At 35.0% G+C, this 22,951-nt stretch carries 30 protein-coding genes and 1 pseudogene; 1 reads left to right on the forward strand and 30 read right to left on the reverse strand.

What is annotated here, in order from left to right; translation table 11 throughout:
• Positions 1–44 precede the first annotated feature (44 nt).
• The 21 genes and pseudogenes from E0485_RS05500 to E0485_RS05595 form a co-directional block, all read right to left on the reverse strand.
• Positions 45–773 (reverse strand): GIY-YIG nuclease family protein, encoded by a 729-nt coding sequence (locus E0485_RS05500; RefSeq protein WP_132416978.1) that lies wholly within the window; start codon positions 771–773, stop codon positions 45–47.
• A 90-nt stretch (positions 774–863) separates the two neighbouring features.
• Entirely contained in the window at positions 864–1,376 is a 513-nt protein-coding gene (locus tag E0485_RS05505) for an NUDIX hydrolase (RefSeq protein ID WP_132416979.1), read from the reverse strand.
• A 141-nt stretch (positions 1,377–1,517) separates the two neighbouring features.
• Positions 1,518–1,877 (reverse strand): VOC family protein, encoded by a 360-nt coding sequence (locus E0485_RS05510; RefSeq protein WP_132416980.1) that lies wholly within the window; start codon positions 1,875–1,877, stop codon positions 1,518–1,520.
• 52 nt (positions 1,878–1,929) lie between these two features.
• On the reverse strand, positions 1,930–2,088 hold the full coding sequence (locus tag E0485_RS25015; RefSeq protein ID WP_165921086.1) for a hypothetical protein: 159 nt from the start codon (positions 2,086–2,088) through the stop codon (positions 1,930–1,932).
• Positions 2,089–2,126: 38 nt separating this feature from the next.
• Complete coding sequence (locus E0485_RS05515) at positions 2,127–2,600, reverse strand: GNAT family N-acetyltransferase (RefSeq protein WP_132416981.1); 474 nt, start codon at positions 2,598–2,600, stop codon at positions 2,127–2,129.
• Positions 2,601–2,616: 16 nt separating this feature from the next.
• Positions 2,617–3,174, reverse strand: coding sequence for a GNAT family N-acetyltransferase (locus E0485_RS05520; protein WP_132416982.1), 558 nt, complete (start codon positions 3,172–3,174; stop codon positions 2,617–2,619).
• Positions 3,175–3,263: 89 nt separating this feature from the next.
• Positions 3,264–3,746 carry an NUDIX domain-containing protein gene (locus tag E0485_RS05525; RefSeq protein ID WP_132416983.1) on the reverse strand — a complete coding sequence of 161 codons (483 nt, stop codon included), beginning with the start codon at positions 3,744–3,746 and terminating at the stop codon, positions 3,264–3,266.
• A gap of 243 nt (positions 3,747–3,989) precedes the next feature.
• Complete coding sequence (locus tag E0485_RS05530) at positions 3,990–4,523, reverse strand: GNAT family N-acetyltransferase (protein ID WP_235857439.1); 534 nt, start codon at positions 4,521–4,523, stop codon at positions 3,990–3,992.
• An 18-nt stretch (positions 4,524–4,541) separates the two neighbouring features.
• A complete protein-coding gene (locus E0485_RS05535; protein ID WP_132416984.1) occupies positions 4,542–5,987 on the reverse strand; it encodes an erythromycin esterase family protein in 1,446 nt (481 codons plus the stop codon).
• Between the two features lie 27 nt (positions 5,988–6,014).
• The gene (locus tag E0485_RS05540) at positions 6,015–6,470 is read right to left on the reverse strand and encodes a hypothetical protein (RefSeq protein ID WP_132416985.1); all 456 of its coding nucleotides are present in this window, start codon (positions 6,468–6,470) and stop codon (positions 6,015–6,017) included.
• 187 nt (positions 6,471–6,657) lie between these two features.
• A pseudogene (locus E0485_RS25455) lies at positions 6,658–6,804 on the reverse strand (HAD hydrolase-like protein); the annotation flags it as partial.
• Between the two features lie 107 nt (positions 6,805–6,911).
• Positions 6,912–7,370 carry a GyrI-like domain-containing protein gene (locus E0485_RS05550; protein ID WP_132416986.1) on the reverse strand — a complete coding sequence of 153 codons (459 nt, stop codon included), beginning with the start codon at positions 7,368–7,370 and terminating at the stop codon, positions 6,912–6,914.
• Positions 7,371–7,665: 295 nt separating this feature from the next.
• Positions 7,666–7,761, reverse strand: coding sequence for a competence inhibitor ComI (gene comI, locus E0485_RS25460; RefSeq protein ID WP_235857441.1), 96 nt, complete (start codon positions 7,759–7,761; stop codon positions 7,666–7,668).
• Positions 7,762–7,890: 129 nt separating this feature from the next.
• Positions 7,891–8,472, reverse strand: coding sequence for a histidine phosphatase family protein (locus tag E0485_RS05555; RefSeq protein WP_132416987.1), 582 nt, complete (start codon positions 8,470–8,472; stop codon positions 7,891–7,893).
• A gap of 939 nt (positions 8,473–9,411) precedes the next feature.
• Complete coding sequence (locus E0485_RS05565; RefSeq protein ID WP_132416988.1) at positions 9,412–10,014, reverse strand: class I SAM-dependent methyltransferase; 603 nt, start codon at positions 10,012–10,014, stop codon at positions 9,412–9,414.
• Between the two features lie 831 nt (positions 10,015–10,845).
• On the reverse strand, positions 10,846–11,382 hold the full coding sequence (locus E0485_RS05570; protein WP_328591270.1) for a nucleoside/nucleotide kinase family protein: 537 nt from the start codon (positions 11,380–11,382) through the stop codon (positions 10,846–10,848).
• A gap of 237 nt (positions 11,383–11,619) precedes the next feature.
• Positions 11,620–12,084, reverse strand: a complete 465-nt coding sequence (locus E0485_RS05575; RefSeq protein ID WP_132416990.1) for an NUDIX domain-containing protein — start codon at positions 12,082–12,084, stop codon at positions 11,620–11,622.
• A gap of 240 nt (positions 12,085–12,324) precedes the next feature.
• On the reverse strand, positions 12,325–12,825 hold the full coding sequence (locus E0485_RS05580) for an NUDIX domain-containing protein (RefSeq protein ID WP_132416991.1): 501 nt from the start codon (positions 12,823–12,825) through the stop codon (positions 12,325–12,327).
• Positions 12,826–13,051: 226 nt separating this feature from the next.
• Complete coding sequence (locus E0485_RS05585) at positions 13,052–13,549, reverse strand: hypothetical protein (protein ID WP_132416992.1); 498 nt, start codon at positions 13,547–13,549, stop codon at positions 13,052–13,054.
• Between the two features lie 250 nt (positions 13,550–13,799).
• A complete protein-coding gene (locus E0485_RS05590) occupies positions 13,800–14,270 on the reverse strand; it encodes a hypothetical protein (protein WP_132416993.1) in 471 nt (156 codons plus the stop codon).
• 281 nt (positions 14,271–14,551) lie between these two features.
• Positions 14,552–15,058, reverse strand: coding sequence for a nucleoside deaminase (locus tag E0485_RS05595; protein WP_132416994.1), 507 nt, complete (start codon positions 15,056–15,058; stop codon positions 14,552–14,554).
• Between the two features lie 332 nt (positions 15,059–15,390).
• On the opposite strand from E0485_RS05595, the gene E0485_RS05600 reads away from it, so the two are divergent.
• Positions 15,391–16,656 (forward strand): purine/pyrimidine permease, encoded by a 1,266-nt coding sequence (locus E0485_RS05600; protein WP_132416995.1) that lies wholly within the window; start codon positions 15,391–15,393, stop codon positions 16,654–16,656.
• A 77-nt stretch (positions 16,657–16,733) separates the two neighbouring features.
• Here the strand turns inward: E0485_RS05600 and E0485_RS05605 are convergent, their stop codons facing one another.
• The 9 genes from E0485_RS05605 to E0485_RS05645 all read right to left on the reverse strand — a co-directional run bounded on the left by E0485_RS05605 (position 16,734) and on the right by E0485_RS05645 (position 22,940).
• The gene (locus E0485_RS05605) at positions 16,734–17,075 is read right to left on the reverse strand and encodes a YrdB family protein (RefSeq protein WP_132416996.1); all 342 of its coding nucleotides are present in this window, start codon (positions 17,073–17,075) and stop codon (positions 16,734–16,736) included.
• A 114-nt stretch (positions 17,076–17,189) separates the two neighbouring features.
• On the reverse strand, positions 17,190–17,669 hold the full coding sequence (locus E0485_RS05610; RefSeq protein ID WP_132417155.1) for a dihydrofolate reductase: 480 nt from the start codon (positions 17,667–17,669) through the stop codon (positions 17,190–17,192).
• Between the two features lie 99 nt (positions 17,670–17,768).
• A complete protein-coding gene (locus E0485_RS05615) occupies positions 17,769–18,353 on the reverse strand; it encodes a GNAT family N-acetyltransferase (RefSeq protein ID WP_132416997.1) in 585 nt (194 codons plus the stop codon).
• Positions 18,350–19,120 carry a kanamycin nucleotidyltransferase C-terminal domain-containing protein gene (locus tag E0485_RS05620; RefSeq protein WP_132416998.1) on the reverse strand — a complete coding sequence of 257 codons (771 nt, stop codon included), beginning with the start codon at positions 19,118–19,120 and terminating at the stop codon, positions 18,350–18,352. The genes E0485_RS05615 and E0485_RS05620 overlap by 4 nt, the downstream gene beginning before the upstream one ends.
• A gap of 74 nt (positions 19,121–19,194) precedes the next feature.
• Entirely contained in the window at positions 19,195–19,785 is a 591-nt protein-coding gene (locus E0485_RS05625; RefSeq protein WP_132416999.1) for a histidine phosphatase family protein, read from the reverse strand.
• 33 nt (positions 19,786–19,818) lie between these two features.
• Positions 19,819–20,388 carry a YdcF family protein gene (locus E0485_RS05630; RefSeq protein ID WP_132417000.1) on the reverse strand — a complete coding sequence of 190 codons (570 nt, stop codon included), beginning with the start codon at positions 20,386–20,388 and terminating at the stop codon, positions 19,819–19,821.
• A 234-nt stretch (positions 20,389–20,622) separates the two neighbouring features.
• Positions 20,623–20,970: a hypothetical protein gene (locus E0485_RS05635; RefSeq protein WP_132417001.1), complete on the reverse strand. Its 348-nt coding sequence runs from the start codon at positions 20,968–20,970 to the stop codon at positions 20,623–20,625.
• A gap of 154 nt (positions 20,971–21,124) precedes the next feature.
• Positions 21,125–22,150 (reverse strand): aminoglycoside phosphotransferase family protein, encoded by a 1,026-nt coding sequence (locus E0485_RS05640; protein ID WP_132417002.1) that lies wholly within the window; start codon positions 22,148–22,150, stop codon positions 21,125–21,127.
• A 187-nt stretch (positions 22,151–22,337) separates the two neighbouring features.
• Positions 22,338–22,940 (reverse strand): nucleotidyltransferase domain-containing protein, encoded by a 603-nt coding sequence (locus E0485_RS05645; RefSeq protein ID WP_132417003.1) that lies wholly within the window; start codon positions 22,938–22,940, stop codon positions 22,338–22,340.
• Between the last annotated feature and the right edge of the window lie 11 nt (positions 22,941–22,951).

Raw genomic sequence — 22,951 nt, forward strand, 5'->3', positions numbered from 1 at the left:
CCCTCACTTATTATTTATCAGTGGTTTCGGAGAAGGTCTTTTTCTTAACGTGAAGCTGTCATATATGAATTATATAAATTAGAGCATTGGTCAAGGCACTCCCAATATAAACATCTAACTTCTTCAATAGGGCATAATTTCAAGTAATATTCATTATTTAAAATATTAATAATAGGCAACATTTCTTTTGACGCCTTTAAACTGACATTCCATTCCGGCTGATACTTCTTTATCAATGCCTCTTCCAGTTCAATAATTTGCTTTTCATCATGCAAATCTAAAATATATAATTTAGCTTTACCCATATTTTCGGTAACTAGATTATTTAAATGACAATTTGTTGATTGCCCATCAATATAGCAATTCTTTGGATAAATCTTTCCGTAACCTTGATTAATTCGCTTTCCAAAAGTATCACGGCATCTACCAATATAATTTATTTCATTATCAATGCAATTTATATAGATGCCTTTACTATTCTGAGCTAATTTGTCTGTGATATAGAAGGTTGAGTAAATTTTATCTCCGTTCTTATTCAAAAACTCTTTATAAAAGAGATCACCCGCTTCTTTTAACTTTGCCAGATAAGTTCCTAAACCAATATCAAGAAAATTAGAGTATTTATTTTCAATAATGATTTTGAATTTACTGTATCTTCGGTGCGTAAGGGTTTTGTTATTCTTACTTGAATAAACATCTGAGTAGATAGAAAAATTAAACTCAATTACAATCTCACGAAATGAGTACTCTTGATTATTTACATTCAACTTCATAGACTTGAACTCCTAAAAAAGTCACTACGTCCCTTTCAGATAACGACTCTTGTATTCATTAACCCGAAGTGCAGGCAACTGCGAGTGGTGTTATAAGATATTGGCGCCTTCTTCAAGTTTACCGCTATCACCTATTAATATCTCTTTAATCAATATTCTTTGCTTAATTGGCAAACCATCTGGCCACTTATCAATATCACAATAATATATTTCAGATATTTCTGAACTAGGTTTAAATGTTCCATCGGTAATTCTGCCTGTAAAAATTAATTCTACTCGATTTGGTCTATCTCCATATAATGCCCTTGCCAGACCTGTAATTTGTACTTTAAGTCCTGTTTCCTCATTTATCTCTCTCTCTAATCCATCCTCTGGCTTTTCTAATTCCATCCATCCGCCCGGAATACCCCACGGCTGCTTTCGGTATTCATGTTTAAATAATAAAACTTGACCCTTTTCATTTGTTATTACCCCTAATACAGCAACTAAAAACTTATGTTGAGCCCGGTAAACAATCCAATTCTTTAATCCATTAAACGGCATGTTTTTATACAAGTACACAAGCCAGTCTCTTGGTATAAAACTAATTAGCTTTGAGAGCATTGTGCACCTCATTCTGATTTGAAATTTATTCTTTGCACCAATCTTATGACGTTGTTGTATTTACGAAGCCGAGAACCTTAAAGCCTCAAAAGGGCGGCCCACAGTGTGGTTAAGTTAATCAGGGCTGTCCGCCGAGACAAGTTATTTATAAAACTGACAAAACATTAGTTGATTCCCGTCACAATCTTTAAAAGTAAAACCTGAGTGATCACTATATTCATGTAATGGTGATACTTCGACTCCTTTATCACATAAAACAGTGTATGTGTTTTGAATGTCATTTGTTGCAAAACTAAAGGTAGCACGTGCCACTCGGTCGTCATCATTAGACTTAAATAAGTGCATCACATATTGTCTATCTATTGTTAGTTCAACAAAATCATTGAAATCATGATCTCCAAGACTAAAACCAAGAGTATCAGTATACCACTTACTAGCTACCTCTAAGTCCTTAACATAATACATAGCTCCTGAAATTGGTTTACTAATTAATGAACTCATATAGATCTTCTCCCTTATTTTTTTATTTTAGTGGATTTTCATATAAGGTTTATTACTTTTCTACGATCACTAAGGATATAGAAGCATTATTACCTCCGTCGCTCATTGCTCTTTGACTTACTACTTTCCAGCCCTCAGATAATAAATTGTTTAGTTCTTCAAGATTGTTTTTCTTGTCTGTAAAAAAGTAAACAATAACTGCTTTTTGCATAACCTTACCTCCATTACATTCGTTAAATTGGTGCTAAGCTATTTCATGATTTTCTCATAGAATACTATAGTCATCTTATCGTTAATTTGTTTTACTTCCCCTGTCTTTTGATAGCCCAGTTTCTCATAGAGATAACAGTTGCCTTCCTCTTGTAGGATGGTGTCTAACTCCCAAATTCTCGCTTCGTTATATTTATCTTCGATAATTGAAAATACCTTTTGAGTAATACCTTTACCTTGGTACTCGGGTAAAATAAATACAGGGCTAACTCGATATTTATGATATTCTCTTTTCACAATCCTAATTGCTCCAACGAAAATGTCAGATATTTTTATTAGATAATAATCCGTAAATACTTGATTTATTCGATCTACTATTCGTTCCACAGGTTCACTAGCAGGACTCGTTTCATAATCTTGGTATTTATCTAGCAATGGTAAAAATGCTTTTACTTGCATTTCGTGAATTATTGATGCTTCATTAATTCCGCATCTCATTAAAGAAATATCCATTTTTTATTACCTCCAGTTATATCCACTCGACGTTATCTTTTTGTATTTGCTTTATTAGAATTACTCGCACTATCTCATCCCATATTGGTCCGCTTCTTACTATTCTATATCCAAGCTTTTCATTAAGTTCTATTACGTGTTTATTCCTTTCTTCTGTATGTGTATATATTAAGTTCACATTATTTGTCTTTGCCAATTCCTCGAGTTTTAGTTTCAACTTCGTTGCAATGCCAGTTCGCCTATTCTCTGGGGCAACCCATAATTGAAATATTTCCACGAATCGTCCGTCTTCTTGAAACAAACTTCGATCTAATTCATGAAATATGGTTTTCCAAGGAAATTTATAATCTCGGTTAACGATCGAGTACATGATTAATCCGATTCTCTTTCCAATTTTCTCGTCTTCAAAAATAAATGCCCCTCTATCTTGTTCAGTAACAAATTTCAATATTTTACTTGAGTGCTCTTTTAAATCTTCTTCCGTCATTGAAATATCTGACGTAGTGACACCCTCATCTTTCAAATCAATTTGAATCAAAAAATCGAGATCTGTAGCTTCTGCTCTTCTGATCATCTCTGCACCACCTGCATGTTCTTTATCATTGGAAATATATATTTCAACTTTAATGTTTAAAAATATGTGCCGACTTCTTTAATATACTCTCAGGATTCCTTGTAGTACTCTAGTAATTTTTTATCAATTTCATTTATATTATCTAATTCTTGAGTTTCATCCCAAAAAACTATCTGTTCTGCTTCATCATTTCTTATAAATTCATTTATTTGTTCTAATCTGCTACTATAAAGTGCTCCATATTCCGTCTTACCATTATGTAAGTTAAATTTCATCAATCCATTAAATGTTAGAGTACTTGCTTTTTGATTTGTTTCTTCATAAAGTTCTCTTATTGCACAATCGCGACATGTTTCTCCATTCTCAATTATTCCGCCTGGTACTTCCCATTCCTTCCTCCATCGATTAAAGAGTAACAAATATTTATCTTTATACTTCGCAACAACTAATGAATGAGTCAATGGATAATCCAATTTAATTCTGAATATATCTTCTTCGGATATTTCCAAAAACTCTTCGAACACATCGCCTTTTTTGTTTATTATAATTGGCATCCTTGAACCTACTTTCATTAAAATATTTCAGCACCTTCACAAACGTCTCTCGAAATCACGATGCCGAGAGACTTAAGGTCACGAAGTGATCGGCCACTGCAGGTTTCATCTAATGCTTTTTATTCACGATCACAACCCAGCCTTAGATAGTTCATATCTTAGTCAGTGTAGGGTTGTCCTCCTAGTCCGCTTCTCGAAAAACCGCTGGCGGACCAAGGGCGTCAGCCGTGCATCGTGATTACGTTGTTATGTAAGTATTTTTCATCGAGACACTGTAGAAAAGGTTTGAATTGGTCCTTCCCAATCATCTTCTCTGATATCTTTATACTTGTTATTCGTATATCTTGCTATTATCTTTCTCCAAAATGCTTGGGATGGTTTATTTGCTTCAATTTGAGCTACTTTCCAAAAGCCAGAAAACATATTAAATAACTCTTGTGAAACGTATTGTCCAACCTTTAAGTTTCTATACTTTTTCATAACAAAAAATTCAGCCATACTGTATATCGTTTGATTGTCTTCATTAAGTCCAAGTTCTCTTACAAAAGCAAAGCCAGCTAGATTTGCATTTACACGAATAAAGAATGGGTGTCTCCCCTCTTCTGTCCAATAATGATCCAGGAACTTATATTCATATAACCCATTTTTGTTTACATCCTCTGGATCATACTCACTAAAATCATATTGATATAATTCAAGGAGATTCCTTAAAATTGATTTTTCTTCATATTCAACTCTTTGAATTGTAATAATCACTTGTTTTTTTCTCCTTTTGTAAAATGTGTTTTCTGCCAAAGTTCCGTACTCCTTAAATTATCGCATATATGGTGTATAAAGGTTTACCTTTCGAAAATTAATCAATGCATCAAATGTCTCATCTAAAATCATGTCAATATAAAAATTGTCCATGTTACGATCGTTAGGATTATCAAAATTATCAACAACAATGCTACCGATTAGAGGCATTCTCAACTCATTTTTAGAGATAAGTCGCCTTAATTGTTTATCTTGCTTAGCACGATCAAAATCCAAGAAATAAACATCCTCTGACAATTGCATAAATGAATTAAGAAATATGTTGTCACTACGAATTGCTAAAGTAGGCGGATTATTAACAGATATAATACTTGAGGCTGCTGCTAATACACCTTCATTAAAGGATGTTCCAATTGCATAATAAGCATCGCCATAACTTTTCTTCAAACGTTCTCCTATAGTCACAAATTCTAGCATATTGCTATCGACACTAATTCCTCTATCTATTGCAGCTTTAACAAAAATGTCCCCTGCTGTTTTATTTTTTTTAGAGATATGACCATTATGCCCTGCAATAAGGATCGGTCCGTTCACTTGATTTAATATCCAATCTACTTTTTCTTTCATTGCAGCATCGCGATTATTCATCCCTGACATAAAGTGTAAGTAACCATTACCTTCTTTATAATCTTGTAGCAAAAAATCATTTATCATCGAATAGTTGACATATATAGACCGCGCATTCTGCATGGCGACCTCATACGATTGTTTGCTAGACTTGGAAATAAGATGATCCGCATTCATATTCATTTTGTGTATCAATTGTTCAATAAGACGAACATCCTTTTGTACCAGTGAACTCCATTGTTGTTGATCCTGTATATAATCAGTTGCAGCCAATGCTCTATCTCTATCTGGGAGAATTACATCACCGACTAATCGACCATGTAATGCAAACAAGTCAACGCCACTAACCTGTATGCTGCTGAACTCTTTGTATAGATCACTATCCACATGTTGCAAATACTTACCAAGTGAAGGTAATATTAGGTATGTATTCTGAACATCCATGCCCCAATATTGCAACTGTTCTTCACTAGATGCGGATCGATTATATTCACGCATCCAATTGAATAACGCAGCCATCTCTTGCGTATGGTAGAGGGGAAACCAATCCTTCCACGCATCTTGCAACTCTATGTCCTCGCCAGAAATATATCGATTCATTAGTTCAGAATTAGAAAAATCCTCTTCCAATATAAATGTGCGAACTCCATACTTTTCAACAAGTACCTTAACTACATCAAGCCGTACGGATTGAAATTCGGCATTGTTATGAGATGCTTCGCCTAAAGCAATAATTTGAACACCCTTAGGTATCGTCAATTGATTTACGGGTACAGCATATTTCTCTAGTTCATTTGTTAGTTCATTAGGTTGACTAGAGCAAGCAGTAAGTAGTATCGATATAACAGCCATCAATGCTAAAATAAAACGCCTCATTGCTATATATACCTCCTTCATCATGCTTTATATCCATCTATATATTTTTTTATTTGTTACTTCTATTCCATGCTTGTTTGCCCACTGTTTAATTTCATTAATATTAACTTCTTCATTATTCCTAAACCTAAAATGCAATTTATTTGAAACTAATCTTTTTCCGAATTGCTTGATACCAATACTCTGTATAAAGTAACCTTGAATTATTATCTTCTCAATTTCTTGTATTCGGACTTCAATATGATTTAATTTGATACTATTTTTAGTAATTTCTAAATCACTGTTCCCACTTAAAATCCTAGTCATTAGTACAAACATTGTTACAACTTGCAATAAGATACAAAATACGATTAAGATAAATAAAACAGATGTATAATCACTTGTTTGAATTACCAACCTCAGCATCAACAACGTAATTATAATAGAGCCGACCAATTGGATATACATTGATACAGGTATCTTGATTTCATATTTCTTATTCATTTTAGTTAAATCACCTTCTCACTGGTTTCAGATAATGTCTCGTTGTTCACGACGTCCCACCATCCTAAGGACCTCAGGCCCTGCCTCCGTGATGCGTTAAAATGTTGTTATGTGATGACAATGACAGCTTGAGAACCCTATGACTGTTCCTTAAAAGTCTTTGTTAAGTTATTAATAATCCATTTAAAGCCCCAGTTAAAACTAATATTTTTATACATTCAACATGATTTGAAGCAACAATATCTGTCCACCTTTCACCAATTACAACACACTTAGTTAAATCTAATTTATGCTTTTTGGCTGCTTGAATCAGCATCCCTGGACTAGGTTTCCTAGTTGCATGGCTTTCTGATAACCTTCTTACAGACCAAGGCCGAATGACCTACAGCGTAGATACAGTGTTATAGGATGTCAACGACTTTACTGAACAGCTCTAAGAATCTATTTAATTGTGTCGTATAAGTCTACTTCAATTTTGGTTGTTTCACTTTCTCCCCAAACATCTGAAATTTCTAGATGCCAAGCTCTTTGCAACCTTTCATATTTATTTTCTTCAATCCAGTTATGTAGTTTTTCATATGTATCTCTGATTTCATAATTGGGCCCATTATGTTTTATAACAGCGTACTTTTGTTTAGGAACTACTAAAGAAACCATGCATTCTGGTACTTGCCGAATATCATTTACTTCAACACATACCCAGTAACCATCTTCTTCTTCCGAGAAATCCCCAACAATAAATGAGCCAATAAGTCTCACTGGTTGTAAAACGTCATTAATCTCATTAAGCCTTTCTTTAAGTAGAAAAGTAGCCTTAGGGATTTCATCGATATATTGGTCTCCAGGACATACTACTCTTATACCAACTAACTTCATTTCTTTGAGTTCAACTACTTTCACTGAGTTCACTCTCTCTTTTATTAATTTTTTGGATCTTTTGAATTGCGTTGATTTCATATAACGTTTTCTGTATTCACGACACCGAGAGGTTTAAGGCAACTCTGCTGCCGGGTCGAACTCTTTAATTCAAATCGTTAATTCATACTTTGATACATTTTTTGTAATATGGTAATATATATTTAATAAAGACCAAGTGCGTCAACACCTGGTCAGTACAATTGGCTTGGATGGTTGTTCCCTTCTGAGTCCAATAGGAACGAAAACCCACCTTCGGCTTCTAATCTTAGGGTGGGTTTTACTTTTTCTTGTTGTTATGATTAATGTATGTTAATAGAGCAAGAATGAACATTCCAAATAGGAACATAATCGTTATTGCATCCTTTACTTCCATGGCTTCACCTCCTTTCGAAGGGAAACCATGCCCACCCAAGATTCAATTGTAGTTATATTTTACCTTTATTTATATCTGCGTACAAGTGTTCTTATATGTGTTTAATTTAAACATTTTATTTACTATATTTTACGATTTTATAATTGCGTCCACTTCTTCTAGTTTACTCTCGTGTCGTTTTTCAAATAAATATAGTTCCCCGTTTTTTGGATTTATTTTTAATTCCCCTATATATCCTCTACATTTGAGTTCTTTAGATAGTACTTTCATGAACGCTCCATGACTAACCACTAACACTTTTGAATTAGGATAATCTTCTTCTATTTTATCAATAATTATTTTTGCTCGTTGTAATGTTTGATACTTAGTCTCAGATTGTGATTTATGTGAGAAAAACCAAGCTATTCGCCCCAATATCATCCATAAATTAATATGAAGCTTGATCTTTGAATTAACTACTGCTTTAATCTCTATTTCTCTAAGTTGATTAGATACTACAGTTTTACCCTTAAATATTATCTCTGATGTTTTTGTTGCTCTTGATAAATCACTCGTCAGACAAACATCCCATTCAATGAAATTAGTAAAATGATTTGTACTGTCTATTTCTGCTTGATCATATTGATCTACCCAATCATTAAATTGTTTCGCTGTCATCCATTTACGATTTGTTTTAAAATTCACTTTAAAATGTCTTACTATTCCTATCATATCAATTCTCCATGTTCTTGCCACATTTCTTATAACGTTTCTGTGTTCACGAACCCTGCACTGGCTTAGATAGCTCCTACCTAAGCCAGTGCAGGGTTGTCTACTGATTTCGCTTCTTTGAAATTACTTCTTACAGACCAGGGGCGAATGCCCGGTGCGTGAATATTGTGTTAACTGATGTCTCCGACTTCTTAACTTACTATAACGATGTTAAGCTGTCTTGATAATCCCTCATACTGACTTTAATTTAATTTCTTGAGGTCGTTTTATCATCTTTAATAGAACTAATTAAATTTATTAATAGAATATAAATGGGATATAAAAAGAACCTACCTATTACTATTAAGCCTGTGACTGGATTAGGGTCATCTCCACCATTTGTAATTGGGAATAGTGAGACAAAGATATATACAAATAAAATAAAGTAAGGCACCCAGAGTATTGTAGTAATATAGTTTAATCTTCTTCTTCCTAACCACTTTGCTGTTAGTAGATAAATAATAATCGTACCCAAAATAATATTTACAAAAAAAGTAATAACAGATAATTTATTGACGGTGTTAATGTCCCAACCAGTCAGTCTACTTATCCTATACACGTTAACCATAAGCTCAATCGGAACAAATATAAAAAGGGCATAGAGAATGCTGACAACATTCAATCTTATGATTTGCTTAATAATGAATTATCACTCACTATTCATATAATTTATGAGTTATTAACTTAAGTGTTACCGGAGATCACAGTTAAACGTTGTTATGTTCCCGATGCCTCACCACCTTAAGGACCGTTAGGTCCGACCGCGATGCGGTTAGGTATTGCAGATGTGTCTACTGATTATTCTTCCTCGAAATCCCTCTTGCAGACCAAGGGTTCGTCAGGACCAACAGCTGAAAAACGGTGTTATACGACGTGGCATATTCATCGAAATACTTAGGTTTACTTCTTCCCTTTAATAATTGTTGCATATTTACTTTCTGTTTCCTGAATTGATTCAATTTGAAAACCAATTGATTGGAAAAGACGAATATAATCTTCTAATCCAATAGGGTAAAGCTTTATCTTCCTATCACCACACTCAAGCCACTCATTATCTTTACTAACTGATAAGACAAATGATCCATTATTCTTTAGAGATATGTAAATATTATTTAATGCTTTTTCCTTATCCTCTATGTGTAAAAATGTCAATACACTGTAAGCTAGATCAAAGATATTAGGACGAATAAAGTTGTTTACATCAGTATTTACTAACTCAAGGTTAGGATAAGAACTTAGATTAGTCCTTGCTCTGTCTAAAGTCTTCGGTGATATATCTATTCCAACAAGAAATTGACACCCTGCATGTAATACCGTTTTTGCTATTCTTCCAGTTCCAATTCCAATATCTAGTACCATAGAATTCTTAGGTTTTAATTCATTAAAAAAAGAGGGACCATCCCATCTGTTCATATATGCTTGTAATTGTGGTGGGTCTTGTAATGGATCATTACCCTCATCTATGAGCATTTCATAATGCTCTTGAGTACTTACAATCTTCATGGAAATGCATCCACCTTTATAGTTTTTTTGTCTTTATGCCCATGTCGTATAACGTTCTTGTATTCACGAACCCGCACTGGCTTAGATAGCTCCTATCTTAGCTAAAGCGGGTTGTCTGCTGATTTTACTTCTAAGTAATTACTCCTTGCAGACCAGGAGTTTTAGCTTCGTGCGTGAATATTGTGTTAGCTAAAGCGCCCAGCTTCTTCGAATTTACATGCATATATTTATTTACGCTCTTCTATATGCTTCTTTATTTTAGTTCTAGTATCTTCCCCAAATTTGCTTGGAAATACTTCAACATAACTCACTTTACCTTCGTATACCTCAACTGATCCCCAATCTGTTCTATAACCTGACAATTTCTCCTCATCTATATTGCTCGTTGGTTCTAATGTATAAAATGACCCACATGTATTGTCATCACATTCACACAAAGCGTATATTGTTAATTTATTCAGCTGTTCTATTTAGTCTTCTCTATTATGTTCTTTAACCTTATATTCAATTTGTTTTATTAGGTCTGGTAGAATTTCATTCACTATTAGTTTGGTTTGCATCCAGATCATCCATACCCATCCTTCAATTAAAGATTTATTATTAATATAGGTTTATATATCGGGTATTTCAGCTAACGTTCCCGTATTCACGAACCCGAGAACCTTAAGGCAGCTTCAGCTGCCGACCCCGACGCGGTTAGCTTCGCAGGGTTGTCCGTATGGTTCTGCTTACCTGCTGTTGCCCTGGGCGGATCAAGGAACGGCGCAGCCGATCCACAGCGTGAATATAATGTTAGACGAAGCTCTTGGCATCCTTGGATATACGCTCACTTCAGTTATTTATTTCATCAATTATGACTCTAATAATCTCATTTACTGGTAAAGAACCCTCAATAACTAAATCTGAATTGGGTTTTATTTTGTTTAACATTCTCTCGTAACCCATTCTTCCTCGAGATATATAGTTACTTATTTCATTTATTATGACCTCTGTATTCGCGTCTCTAAAATCTCTTAATAACCTTCTTGCCATTGCAATATCTAGAGGTGTATCTATAAAAACAGTTAAGTCAATGGCTTTCAAATTATCATGTAATCTTGAAAAAGGATAATCTAATAATATGTAATTCAAATCATTGGTGTCTATCAAGTTTTTTACATCAATTATTATAGGATCGATGTTCCACTCGTTACAATCCGCTCCGCGATCAACCCAATCTATGATATCCTCAGGACCTTCAAGATCATAATCATCGAAATAAATAGCTCTGGACTTGTCCAACTCTAGATTCAATCGTGAGGTAATTGTTGTTTTACCTCCTCCAGAGACCGCCGCTATAGCAATAATCCTGGGTCTTGTATTGATAATTGTCTTTTCCTCCCTTCATGAGTTAATTATCAAGCTTTCAAGAGTTTCGTCTAACGTTCTTGTATTCACGAACCCGAGAACCTTAAGGCAGCTTGCTGACGTCCGCAACTGCGGTTAGGTTCGCAGGGTTGTCTGCCTGATTTCACATCCTCGAATTGCCTTGGGCAGACTCAGGGCCGTATGGCCTACCGCGTGAATGTGATGTTATAAGTTGTCCCCGCCTTCCTCGATTAATCCTCAGAATTCATATGTACTAGAATCACTATATTTTATCTTGTATTTCTTTAATTTTCTCTTATCTTTAATTTCATTCCATTCATCATACATTTTGTAGTATATTTCTCCATAGCCCAATTGATTTGGTAGTTTATCACAAAACCTTATCTCTTCAATTTCATAATCTGGTAATGGTCCGATCTCTTTTATGTTTACATAAAAATTCATTCCATAACTTCCATTCATTAAATATATTCCATAAGGAATAAGTTCAAAACTAACTGCACCCGTTTCTTCATATAACTCTCTACTTGCTGCTTTTAGTAATTGTTCTCCTACTTCTCTTTTCCCTCCTGGCAACTCCCACAATACTTTATTCTTATTTTTTATTATCACTAGTTTTTCTTTATATTCTGCAATCATGACAACGTATTTAATTTTTTCATAATTTACTTCTGATAAGCTAAAACTGGTTATCTCCATCATGAGTCCCTTTCTTATTCGATTTTATTGTTTATTTTTATTGTGTATTGGCTTAGGGGGGATTCTTATAACGTTTGCTGTGTTCACGAACCCGAGAGACTTAAGGCGCTTCAGCGCCGGGTCGTCAGACTTAGCCTCGCAGGGTTGTCTGCCTGACTTCATTTCTCAGAATTGCCCCCTGGCAGACCAAGGATCCGTCAGGATACGCAGCGAGATCACGATGCTATATAAATCTTCGAACTGCTAGAAAGTCACTGTTTCATTAATTGTTGCCCATTGTATTTGTGGATTTAATTCATTATTGACCGTTACTGTTCCCACTAAAATATCATCTTGATTCGGATTCTCTAAATAATGTTCTATAGTAAATTTAATAATCTTTGACGTATGTAAATTTAATATTTCATTCTTATGTATCCAATATAATTCCCCCTCATCAGAAGAGATAAAGTTCATGTGCTTTGTTTCTCCAAAATATACGTACTGCTGTCGGATTTCCTCACTGTTATTCTCTATCAGTATGTATTTAATTCTAAAGTTCTCAATATCACTCTTTATAAATCCCGTTTCCTCTTCAATTTCTCTATAGCTGGCTTTCATTGGAAAATTAAGTTCTTCATATTCAAGATGTCCTCCAATGCCTCCCCAAAATTCAAAATTAAAGAGCTTACTTCTTGCTTTTTTCATCATCAATACTTTGTTTTGGTTAATTAGAAATGCAGTTGCCATTTGTCTTACTTCCATGAATACCTTCCTCTGCTCTTAGAATATTAATCTTTGTATTTCTTTCATATAACGCCTCTTGTATTCACGAATCCGGGAACCTTAAGGCCAAAAAGGACGGCCGCTGAGTGGTTAGGTTCGCAGGGTTGTCCGCCTGATTCAGCTCTCCGTAATACCTCGGGCTGACCAAGGGCCGTAAGGCTCGAAGCGTGAATGTAGTGTTATCTGATGCATCCGTCTTCTTGAATTATCTTTCAAAGTTCTTCATAAATTGTTCTGGAATAAAAGCTGTAATTTCTCCTCCAGGCAATGCTATAACATCCCAATATTCTTCTGGAGTATTAAAAGCCACTCCTAATTGCCAACTTTCAAATTGATCGTCATATCCATTCATATAAAATATTGATTCATCGTCTAATTCTATTATTAAGTTTGGTTTATTGTCTGAAAGAGAAATATTCGATATAGTTTTCAAACGAAGTTTACATAGTTCTAAAATCTCTTCATCTTCTGTCATGGAAGTAATATCTCGTTCTGTTTCCGGATAAAAAAGTGGGCGGGTTTTATAAACACACCATTTGGAAGCTAAATTTAAATATATCTGACCTCTAATTGTAGTGGAGTTTTCTTCGGAATTAGAAATCAGTAACTGAGGAATTGAACCAAATCTAATTCCATCTATATGTCCACCTATACATAAATAATTAAGAACGCTCTCATAATAAGTCTTGTCTTTATGATCCATGAATTTTCTCTCCAATTTATATTTTTTGCTTTTGGGTTTGTCGGACCTTACGGATGTTTCAGATAACGTTTCTGTATCTACGAACCCGAGAACCATAAGGCAGCTTCAGCTGCCGGCCGCGACTGCGGTTAGGTTCGCAGGGTTGTCCGCCTGATTCCTCTTCCTCGAAATGCTTCAGGCGGATCAAGGAGCGCGGCGACGACGCGTAGATACGATGTTATATGCTGTCGGGGCCATCATTGAGATATTCTTACTTATTCTTATTTTTCAACTCGATTAACGCTTCTTTAGCAGATTCTTGTACAACACCGTTTCCATGATTTTCATATCTGATAAATATTGGCAAATAAAGCATGTTATAAGTCGAACCTAAAGCATTTATAGCATCTGAAAGTAGTTCAGGTTCAATTGAATCAATATTGTCTGCCAGATAATCTAAAGTTTCTAATGAATAATCAGTTATTAATTGTATAAGATCTTCCTTAACAACCTTACTATGATCAACAAATAAATTCTTCTGTAAAAGAATAATTATCTCGTTAAAGTAGGTTAGCTTATAGCCGTAGTAGGGATCTAGAAATTTATCTAAGCATAATAACAAACTTCTTTTTTCTGACTCATTCGCTCGAATCAAATAATCACTAATAGCTTCTATTCCATTATTTATTATTTCTTCGTGGCTCTTATTGTACGTAACAAAATTACATTCAGTATCATTCATTTCCATCACCTAATTTATATGAAATAGGTCTTGCATTCTAAAATGACTTTTACTATGTTTAATCTCTAGAATTTCTAAATTACTGTTTGCCCCAATTGCATATAACGTTTGTGTATTCACGAACCCTCACTGGCTTAAGGCGCGTAGCACCGGGGTCCGACGGACTTAGCCAGTGCAGGGTTGTCTGCTGAACAACTTCCTCGTAATTGCATCTTGCAGACCAGGGGCGTTAGCCCCGTGCGTGAATATAGTGTTATATGAAGTGATCGACTTCCTTGAAATCAACCATCATGCCATTCAGTTCTTAGTCTGCCTCGATTCGAGAAAAACTCAGCCATCATCTTTCTCTGACGATCTTCCAATTCTTTTATTGGTGCTGCTTCAATGGATATATCTGAAAATCTATCGATAAAAAATGGTTCTTGCTTTAATTTTCTCATCGCTCCCATTGATATATCATTCGCTGCCCAAACAACTCTCTTTATTGAGAAAGATAGTAATATTGCACCACTACACATTGGACACGGCTCACACGTTGTATATAATGTCAACTCTCTCTTCTTATATTTCTTGTTCTCGATATCCAGCATTATTACTGATGCTTTTCGTATCGCATCAACTTCGGCATGTGCTGTTGTATCACATTCAGAGAAAACCTTGTTTCTTCCTTTACTTACAATCTCACCGATCGAATTTACTAATACTGCTCCAATTGGATAAGTTCCTTCTCTCATAGATTTTTCAGCTTCTTCAAAAGCCGCAAGGAGATACTTTCGATCTTCCTCCATCGAATCACCTCATTCTCAACCTTCGGTCATTTCATATAACTACTAAATCCACGTATTTCATATAATCCCTATAATCAATCAGTTTCCTGAATTTCTGATATATTTCTAGAATAGATGATTATGCGAACCATATCCACTTAATTTTCCCAATAAATTAGGACAATGTCCATTCGTCATGATCGATAAAAAATTCCCATATTATATAAGTGAGCACTGACTTCACCCAAACACCTCCCCAACCCTATTTCCTTCCTCGGGACTATAATTATGATAAAATATTTGTTAACATAAAATAATTGCTTATCAAATTATACCTTCAAGGTGTGTGTTAAATGAAAACCATATTATCTTCTTTACAGTGGACATTGTTTATTATTGCTGGTAACCTAGTCGCTCCGATTGCAATTGCTTCTGTTTTCCATTTGGACCCGGCCGATACGCTGCTGTTCATCCAACGTACATTATTTGTATTAGGTGTTGCTGGTCTCATTCAAGTGCTATTCGGGCATCGTCTACCGATCCATGAGGGACCTGCTGGTCTTTGGTGGGGAGTGTTTACACTTTATGCGAGTTTAGGGGTAACGCTTTTTGGCTCAGAGACCGAAACTTTACGTGTACTTTCATTCTCATTAATTGTGAGCGGTATAATCTGTATCATACTTAGCTTAATGGGATTCATTGAAAAATTAGCCCGTTTGTTCTCACCAATGGTTATTGGTACATATTTAATCTTGTTAGTAACCCAGCTAAGCGGCTCTTTTGTAAAAGGTATGCTCGGTATTTCAGGTGTAAATGTCAAAATTGACGGAACGGTGGCACTTATATCGATTGGACTTGTGCTCTTATCGTTAATCCTGGATAAATTCGCATCTTTGGCTCAATACAGCATTATCATACTTATTGCTATAGGTTGGGGGCTCTTTTATTATTTTGATTTGGTACCGCCGATTACGATGCCAAATGAATGGTTCCATCTGCCTGATATTTTTGTATTCGGAACTCCTCGAATGGAATGGAGTATGATACCTACCGTAATTTTATTGACTTTACTGCTAATAACCAATATGGTAGCGACGGTACGCGTTGTAGAAAATGTGTTAAAAGGAAATAAAGAATATGAGCGCAAAGTTTCCATGAAACGAACTGGATTGTTTACAGGCGTCAGCCAAATTATTGGCGGTATCTTCTCTGCTGTGGGATCTGTACCTATTTCGGGGGCAGCCGGGTTTATCGCTTCGACTCGGATCAAGGATCGATTGCCCTTTATTATCGCTTCATGTTTAGTCCTATTCGTAAGCATATTTATGCCAATCTTGGCTGTATTTGCAGCATTACCTAGCGCAGTTGGGTACGCGGCAATATTCCTTATTTTCTCTAAGATGCTTGGAATGGCAATTAAAGAATATAAACAAAGCAAGGATACGAATTACTTCTATAAAGCAGTTGGATTTTCACTGTTTGTTGGTATTGGTGTCATGTTCATTCCATCGGCTGCTTTTACAGGATTACCGCCAATCGTCACTTCATTTTTTAGCAACGGTTTAATACTAGGAACTGTCGTGGCATTAATATTTGAAATCATTAATCGTAAAAAGTAATACAAAAGAGCGTTTGTTCAAAATCTGAACATACGCTTTTTTAGCGATATAGAATTTATAACTTTCATTTCCTCTATTTAATTCAATTGTTGTTTCCATTTAATAATTATAAATCTGTTTACTACTGCTACAGTTCCAAAAATCATTGCAAATACTTTAAATCCAGAATCTATTAAACAAAGAAATGCCATTCCAAAAATAAATAATTCAATTATTAATACCCCAATTAAAGGCAATCTAATTGTCGCTTTTGGTGATATTGTCTTACCCCAGATTATCGCTGCAAGTAACGGCATTCCAAGACCTAATGCAATTTGAACAATCACGTTAGAATCATAATGAAATCCCCAATATCCTAATGAAAACATAATCACTAATTCCAAAATAAATCGAATTGCAAGGTTAAAAACCTTAAACATAAAGCTCATCCTTCTTCAGAAAATTAGTGTTTTTTGATCAACCTTGACTCTAATTAGCTGGTTAATACGACGGATTCACTTTAATCATCATTACAATTAACTCTTTCTATGCTCCTATTTATATGTCTTTCTCTCAAATGTGAAATACGTATAAGGAATTTCAGCTTGTACTTTCTCTTGATAGGTAATATTAAAATCGTCCTCATTAAATTCTGGAAAAAAGATATTTCCTTCAATATGTTGATCAATTACTGTTAGATAGATTTTGTCCGCATGCGGCAAAGCTTCTTTATAAACCTCTCCACCGCCAGCAATGAATACCTCTTCCTCATCTTTCAGTAATCTGTAAGCTTCTTCAAGTGATCTGACAGTCTTACAATTATCAATAATTAATTCTTGATTTCTTGTGATAATAATAGTCTTTCTGTTTGGTAATGGTTTACCGATCGATTCATAAGTCTTTCTACCCATAATAATTGAATTGCCTAGTGTTAAATCCTTAAATCGTTTTTGTTCGCCTCGTATTTTCCAAGGTATTACTTCATCCATTCCAATCACTCGATTAATTGATATAGCCACAATTATAGAAATTATCATGATACACCTAGTCCTTTACCTAGATCTTAAATAAATTCGAAACATTCTTAAAACTAATTAATTTCTCTTCCCATGCCAACGGCATCCCTGAATTATTTACACACCTTGTATTTCTTTCTCATTCTCGATAAATTCGTCCCTCATCAGTCCAAATAGGATTAGATCATAATATTTTCCATTTGTGTAAATGACTTTTCTGCGCACTCCTTCTTGAACACATCCAAGTTTTTTCATCATAGTAGCCGAAGCTTCATTTCCTTCAAGCACATAATCATTAAACTTATTTAGTCGTCTTTCAAAAAAAGCATATTTTAATAGAATTCTAACAGCTCTTGTACCGTACCCTTTACCACGATGATCCCTGTCAATCTGGATTCCGATACTGAAAGTTCCGTTTCTTTCATCAATACTATTTAGATTTATTCCTCCTACGTTCTCGCCGTTCAAATTCTCAATAGTAAACATTATTCGTCCATTTCCAGAGGAAAATCCAGAGCATTTCTCTACAAAATTCTTCGCTTCTGTAATTGTCGGTGGTAATTCAACTGCACACTCTAATAATCGCCGTGCCGGTGTATCAAATCGGTTGTAATAATGCCCTTCCCAGTCTTCAGGTTCGATTGCGCGAAGACGAATTTCTTCGTCTTGCCAAAAATAGTTCGTATAGATTATTTCTTTCATATCGAATCCTCCATGTTGTATTTACTTCTATAATCGATACCCAAATCTTCAAGTAATTCATTTATACCTGTCCATAAGTTTTCACAAAGCTGATAAAGCTCTTCCTTATCAGATAACTCTCCACTTATAACTTTTTTTGCTAATTCAGTGTATCCCTTTGGCTTGATTGATCTAGCTATGGACTCCTCAAGGGTCACAGCTCTGGTACTGTAATGTTGTTTATTGATCAAACCAATCAATTTAGCAATTTGCCATGTGAAATCAAAAACAGCACGAGGCACATAAGACAGGTTATTTGTTACATAGCTATTTCGAATTTTACCCATGGTTTCATACGGTTCCCAGATCATGAATTCTTTAATCGTTTGTTCGATAGCTTCATCAGATATCGTAAGTACCATTTCTTTTGTCTTATCAAATAAACTATTAGGATCATACAAGGGTATAATATGTAGGAAACTGCCCACTTTTATGGCCCAGCCATCGTCAACCATACTTGCTTTCTCAAACCAATCTGATTTCTGTACGGTAGCAATTTCTAATTTAAAAGGATGATAGATCAGTTCATGACCAGGAATGGTCACACCATCCCGACTAATTACATGTAACTCTATATCTGAGTACGGTCCATCCTTCTCCTGGGCAATCGAACCATAAATACCAATTGCCTCAATATCCTCACTGTACTTGTCCAAAAGCATATTTTTTATTCTATCAATGAAATCAAGTTTTTCTGTTCGAGTTGTTGCAACTGGATAAGGTAACATACAGTCCTCCTATAAGACATTAAGTTTTCTATGAAAATAATAGATAAAAGACTTCATTATCTTTCTCTGTTAATTTAGTTCAGGTTCATTGATTCTAAATGCCTCGTGCAATTATAAAGGCTACACTCCCAACCATTATTATCTAGATTTATCATAGTTATAGATGCATTATCTATATGTGTTTTAGGAAAAACTTGTGGTAACAGATGTTGTAAAGTCAAGCCGATTAATGCTCCGTGACTAACAATTAGAATTCGTTTATCAGGGTTCGTAGAACAAACTTCTTCTATAAATTCCATCCCTCGTTTTGCAACTTCTTCGAAAGGCTCCATTCCGATATTCTGTGAACGCCAGTTTTTTCCCCATTTAAAAATTCGCTCATCTTCTGTTGTACCTTCAATTAGTCCGCAATTTATTTCTCTCAACCGGTCATCAGTGATGATCGAATTAATGCCCAATTTATCACATATAGCTTCTGCAGTTTGTAGTGCTCTCGTTAAAGTACTTGAACAAACAATATCCCAGTGTCCCCCCGATACTCTTTCGGCTATTGCGTTAGCCTGTCTCAAGCCTTTTTCATTTAAGGAGATATCAGATATCCCTTGAGCTTTACCCAGTTCATTCCAGGCTGTTAGTCCGTGTCTAATAAGTCCAATAGTCGCCACGTTTACCCCTTCTTTTTTTGATTGATACATTTATTAATCGTTAAGATTCTTTGATCCGATTTCGTATATGGCCTTTCTAAAATACTTGCCTACCTTTTCTAGTTCATTCATTACATATCCAATTCTACCTTCATCTTGAAACCAATTATCTTTTGTAACTCCTGTTTTATCAACCACTGGACTAACATAAAAAATCGTATCAAAAGGAAATGTAAGTTGATAAGTTAACTGTGCCCTTCGTGCATGGTAATTTTTGCAGACTAATATTACTCTCTTAGTAGAAATTCCTCTTTGCATAAGCACATCCAAAGAAAAGCGTGAGTTCTCTAATGTATTTGTTGCTTTATCTTCCTTTAGAATTGCTTCTGATGGAACTCCTAATGATATTCCAACATTTCGCAAGAATTCCCACTCAGTTGTTTCCACATGCGGAGTTGAGCCACCAGAAGGTAGGATAAATGGGGCTAATCCTTGATGATACAACATCGCTGCTCGTTCCATTAATTGAGGATGACTAGCACCTGGAATTAATATAACATCAGAATGTTTTAACTCCGTTTCAAAGAACATGAAATCGCTGATACAGTCAAAAGGGTACGGCAATGTTAACCCTCCCTATACTCTTTTTTGGCTATTATTCTTTGTGTTGATATCCTATAAGGTTCTTGTATTTACGAACCCGAGTGGATTAAGGCAGCTTACTGCCGTGTGGCTCTACCACTTAGCCTCACAAGGTTGTTACCTGATCCAGTTCTTCGAAAAACCTCAGGCGGATCTAGTTGCTGAAAAGCTGCGACACTTAAACTACTCGTCTCCTTGAGTCACCATACAAAATTTTTATTTTGAAGTATATAATGCACGGCCCCATTCACCAAAATAAAGTAGTTCATCAATGCTGTTTCCATATGTGTATAAATTGAATGTAGCATTTGGACCTTCCTTTTGAACAATAATTTGTTCCTTACTACAGATTAAATAACCCCATTTCATTCCTGGCTCGAGTTCTCTATCACCTATTGTTTTTAAATTATAAGTTTTCTTATTCCAAGTAAATGATGTGGGTGGTTCTTTACATATATCGGAACTACCCGCTTGTGGATCCGGAGAGTTATTCATTTCAGTCGAGCAGCTTGATAATAATATAGTCATAAATATAATAATCAAAATCACAACTCTAGACTTCATAAGTAACCCCCTAAAGTTTTACTCCAGCGATCGAACTGAATAAGATAATGTTTCTGCTGAATGTATTATCATCGTCAAGATAAAAACTATGATTTGATTATTCGTCATTTTTTAATCAGCTACATGTAGCTCCCTAGTCAACGCCATCTTCGAGTTACTTAACAACTTTGTTTATATCATTATTTAACCATTTCACTAGGTCAGAGATTATATTTTCATATTGCTTAATAGCATTTATTGTTCCTGTTACTTGAATTGTTCCCATTTGCTGTTCTTTCTCGTCTGCACATTCAATCCACAAAGATCGTTTAAGACTATATTCCAACCAATCTAGCTTACTCAAATAACCGAGCTCTAGTATCAAGTTCCAATCAGATTCTAATACTCCATATTGTTTTTGATATCCGTAAATGAATGCTAAAAATTTATCTTTGTCAATCTTTCCAAGCTCATTCACAGACCAATAAATAGCTGTTTCAATCAAATCATGCTTCGGATTGATATAGTCTGCAGATTCCCAATCAATTATTATTGGGTTTTCTTGAACCCACATAACGTTTTTAGGTTCTAGATCCCTATGACTAATAACCTTCTCGGCTGATAGCATTATAGATGATCTCTTTGCTTTGGCACTCCAGACAAATATCTGATCAATGTTTTCTTGGAGTAGATCGACCCATTCGGAATCAATTTCTCGACCTTTAGATAAATAGAAATTCCAGTCTATTTCAGCCGTATTATCCAAATAGTTATCAGTAAGAATTATTTGCGAAAAATCTGTTTTATGAATATCCGCAAGAATTAGACCTATTCGTTCACAATGAACATTATTGATTTCTGAAGACTTCAAGCTGATCCCTTCGATCCAATCAAATATAAGGTAATATTGATCGTCGATACTTTGAATGAACTTTCCTTCAATTATTTTTGCAGGTTGAACAGATAATTCGTTGGCTGCAATGTTCGCAATTCTTTCCGACCTATGATAATTATTTAACGCTGTAGGTCTTGCCATGATTTGTGGATTTAATGCTTTTATAGCATATTTACCATTAGTCGTTTCTACTGAAAACATCCTGTGCAGCAAACCGCCTGATATTGTTTCGGGTTCTTTAAGTATTTCACCGAGATTCAATTCATTACACAATCTTTCGAATTTAATATTGTATTGATAATTCATTTATATGTATGCTCCTTTCGATAAGATGAATTCGTATAACGTCTATTGTATTCACGAACCTAAGAACCTAAGACACGTAGTCCCGGCTGCTGCGCGGTTAGTTTCGAAATGTTGTCTGTCCCTGACTCTGCTTCCTCGAAATGCCCCGACGGACCAAGGGGGAAAGCCCTGCAGCGTGAATATGATTTTATATATCCCCGCCTTCATTGAGTTGCTTGCTCAATTCTTCTATCCATCTCTTATTTCCATTCATAACTTTCATACTTTGTAGTAACCATGACTTCGATTTATTATCAGACACTCTATTCATGTATACTAAAAAATCATGTTCATCTTCTTCTCTAGTGCTTAGACTTTTAAATAGCAATTGCCATGCCGGATTTACGAATGGGATCTCACCTGATTTATTACAGAAGTCATCCATACTCATCTTTATTTGATTATTTTTTCTAAATATGACTTGGTCTTCAATTCGGCTTGTTAGCAATAACTCTATAAATTCTTGTTCTTTAAATAAATGAAGACAATATCTTGGAAGTTCAATATCTGTCATTTGTGTAACTTTTTCTAATCGATGTTCGCCAGGAATAGCAACGTTAATATCCCAGTCGTGAAAATACTGAAGAGCGTATTCTGCATCTTCTCTAAAAATACAAATATCCATGTCTTTATGATCCCGGGTTATTTCATTAATCAATAAATCTATGGTCCACCCACCGGCGACAAACCAAGGTTTTTCATAGAATTTCATAAGCAATTCAAGTTTTTTGAATTCCTTTGATTTAATCATTTTGATCTCCT

It is taken from the genome of Paenibacillus albiflavus, from assembly GCF_004344915.1.
GTDB lineage: Bacteria > Bacillota > Bacilli > Paenibacillales > NBRC-103111 > Paenibacillus_AM > Paenibacillus_AM albiflavus.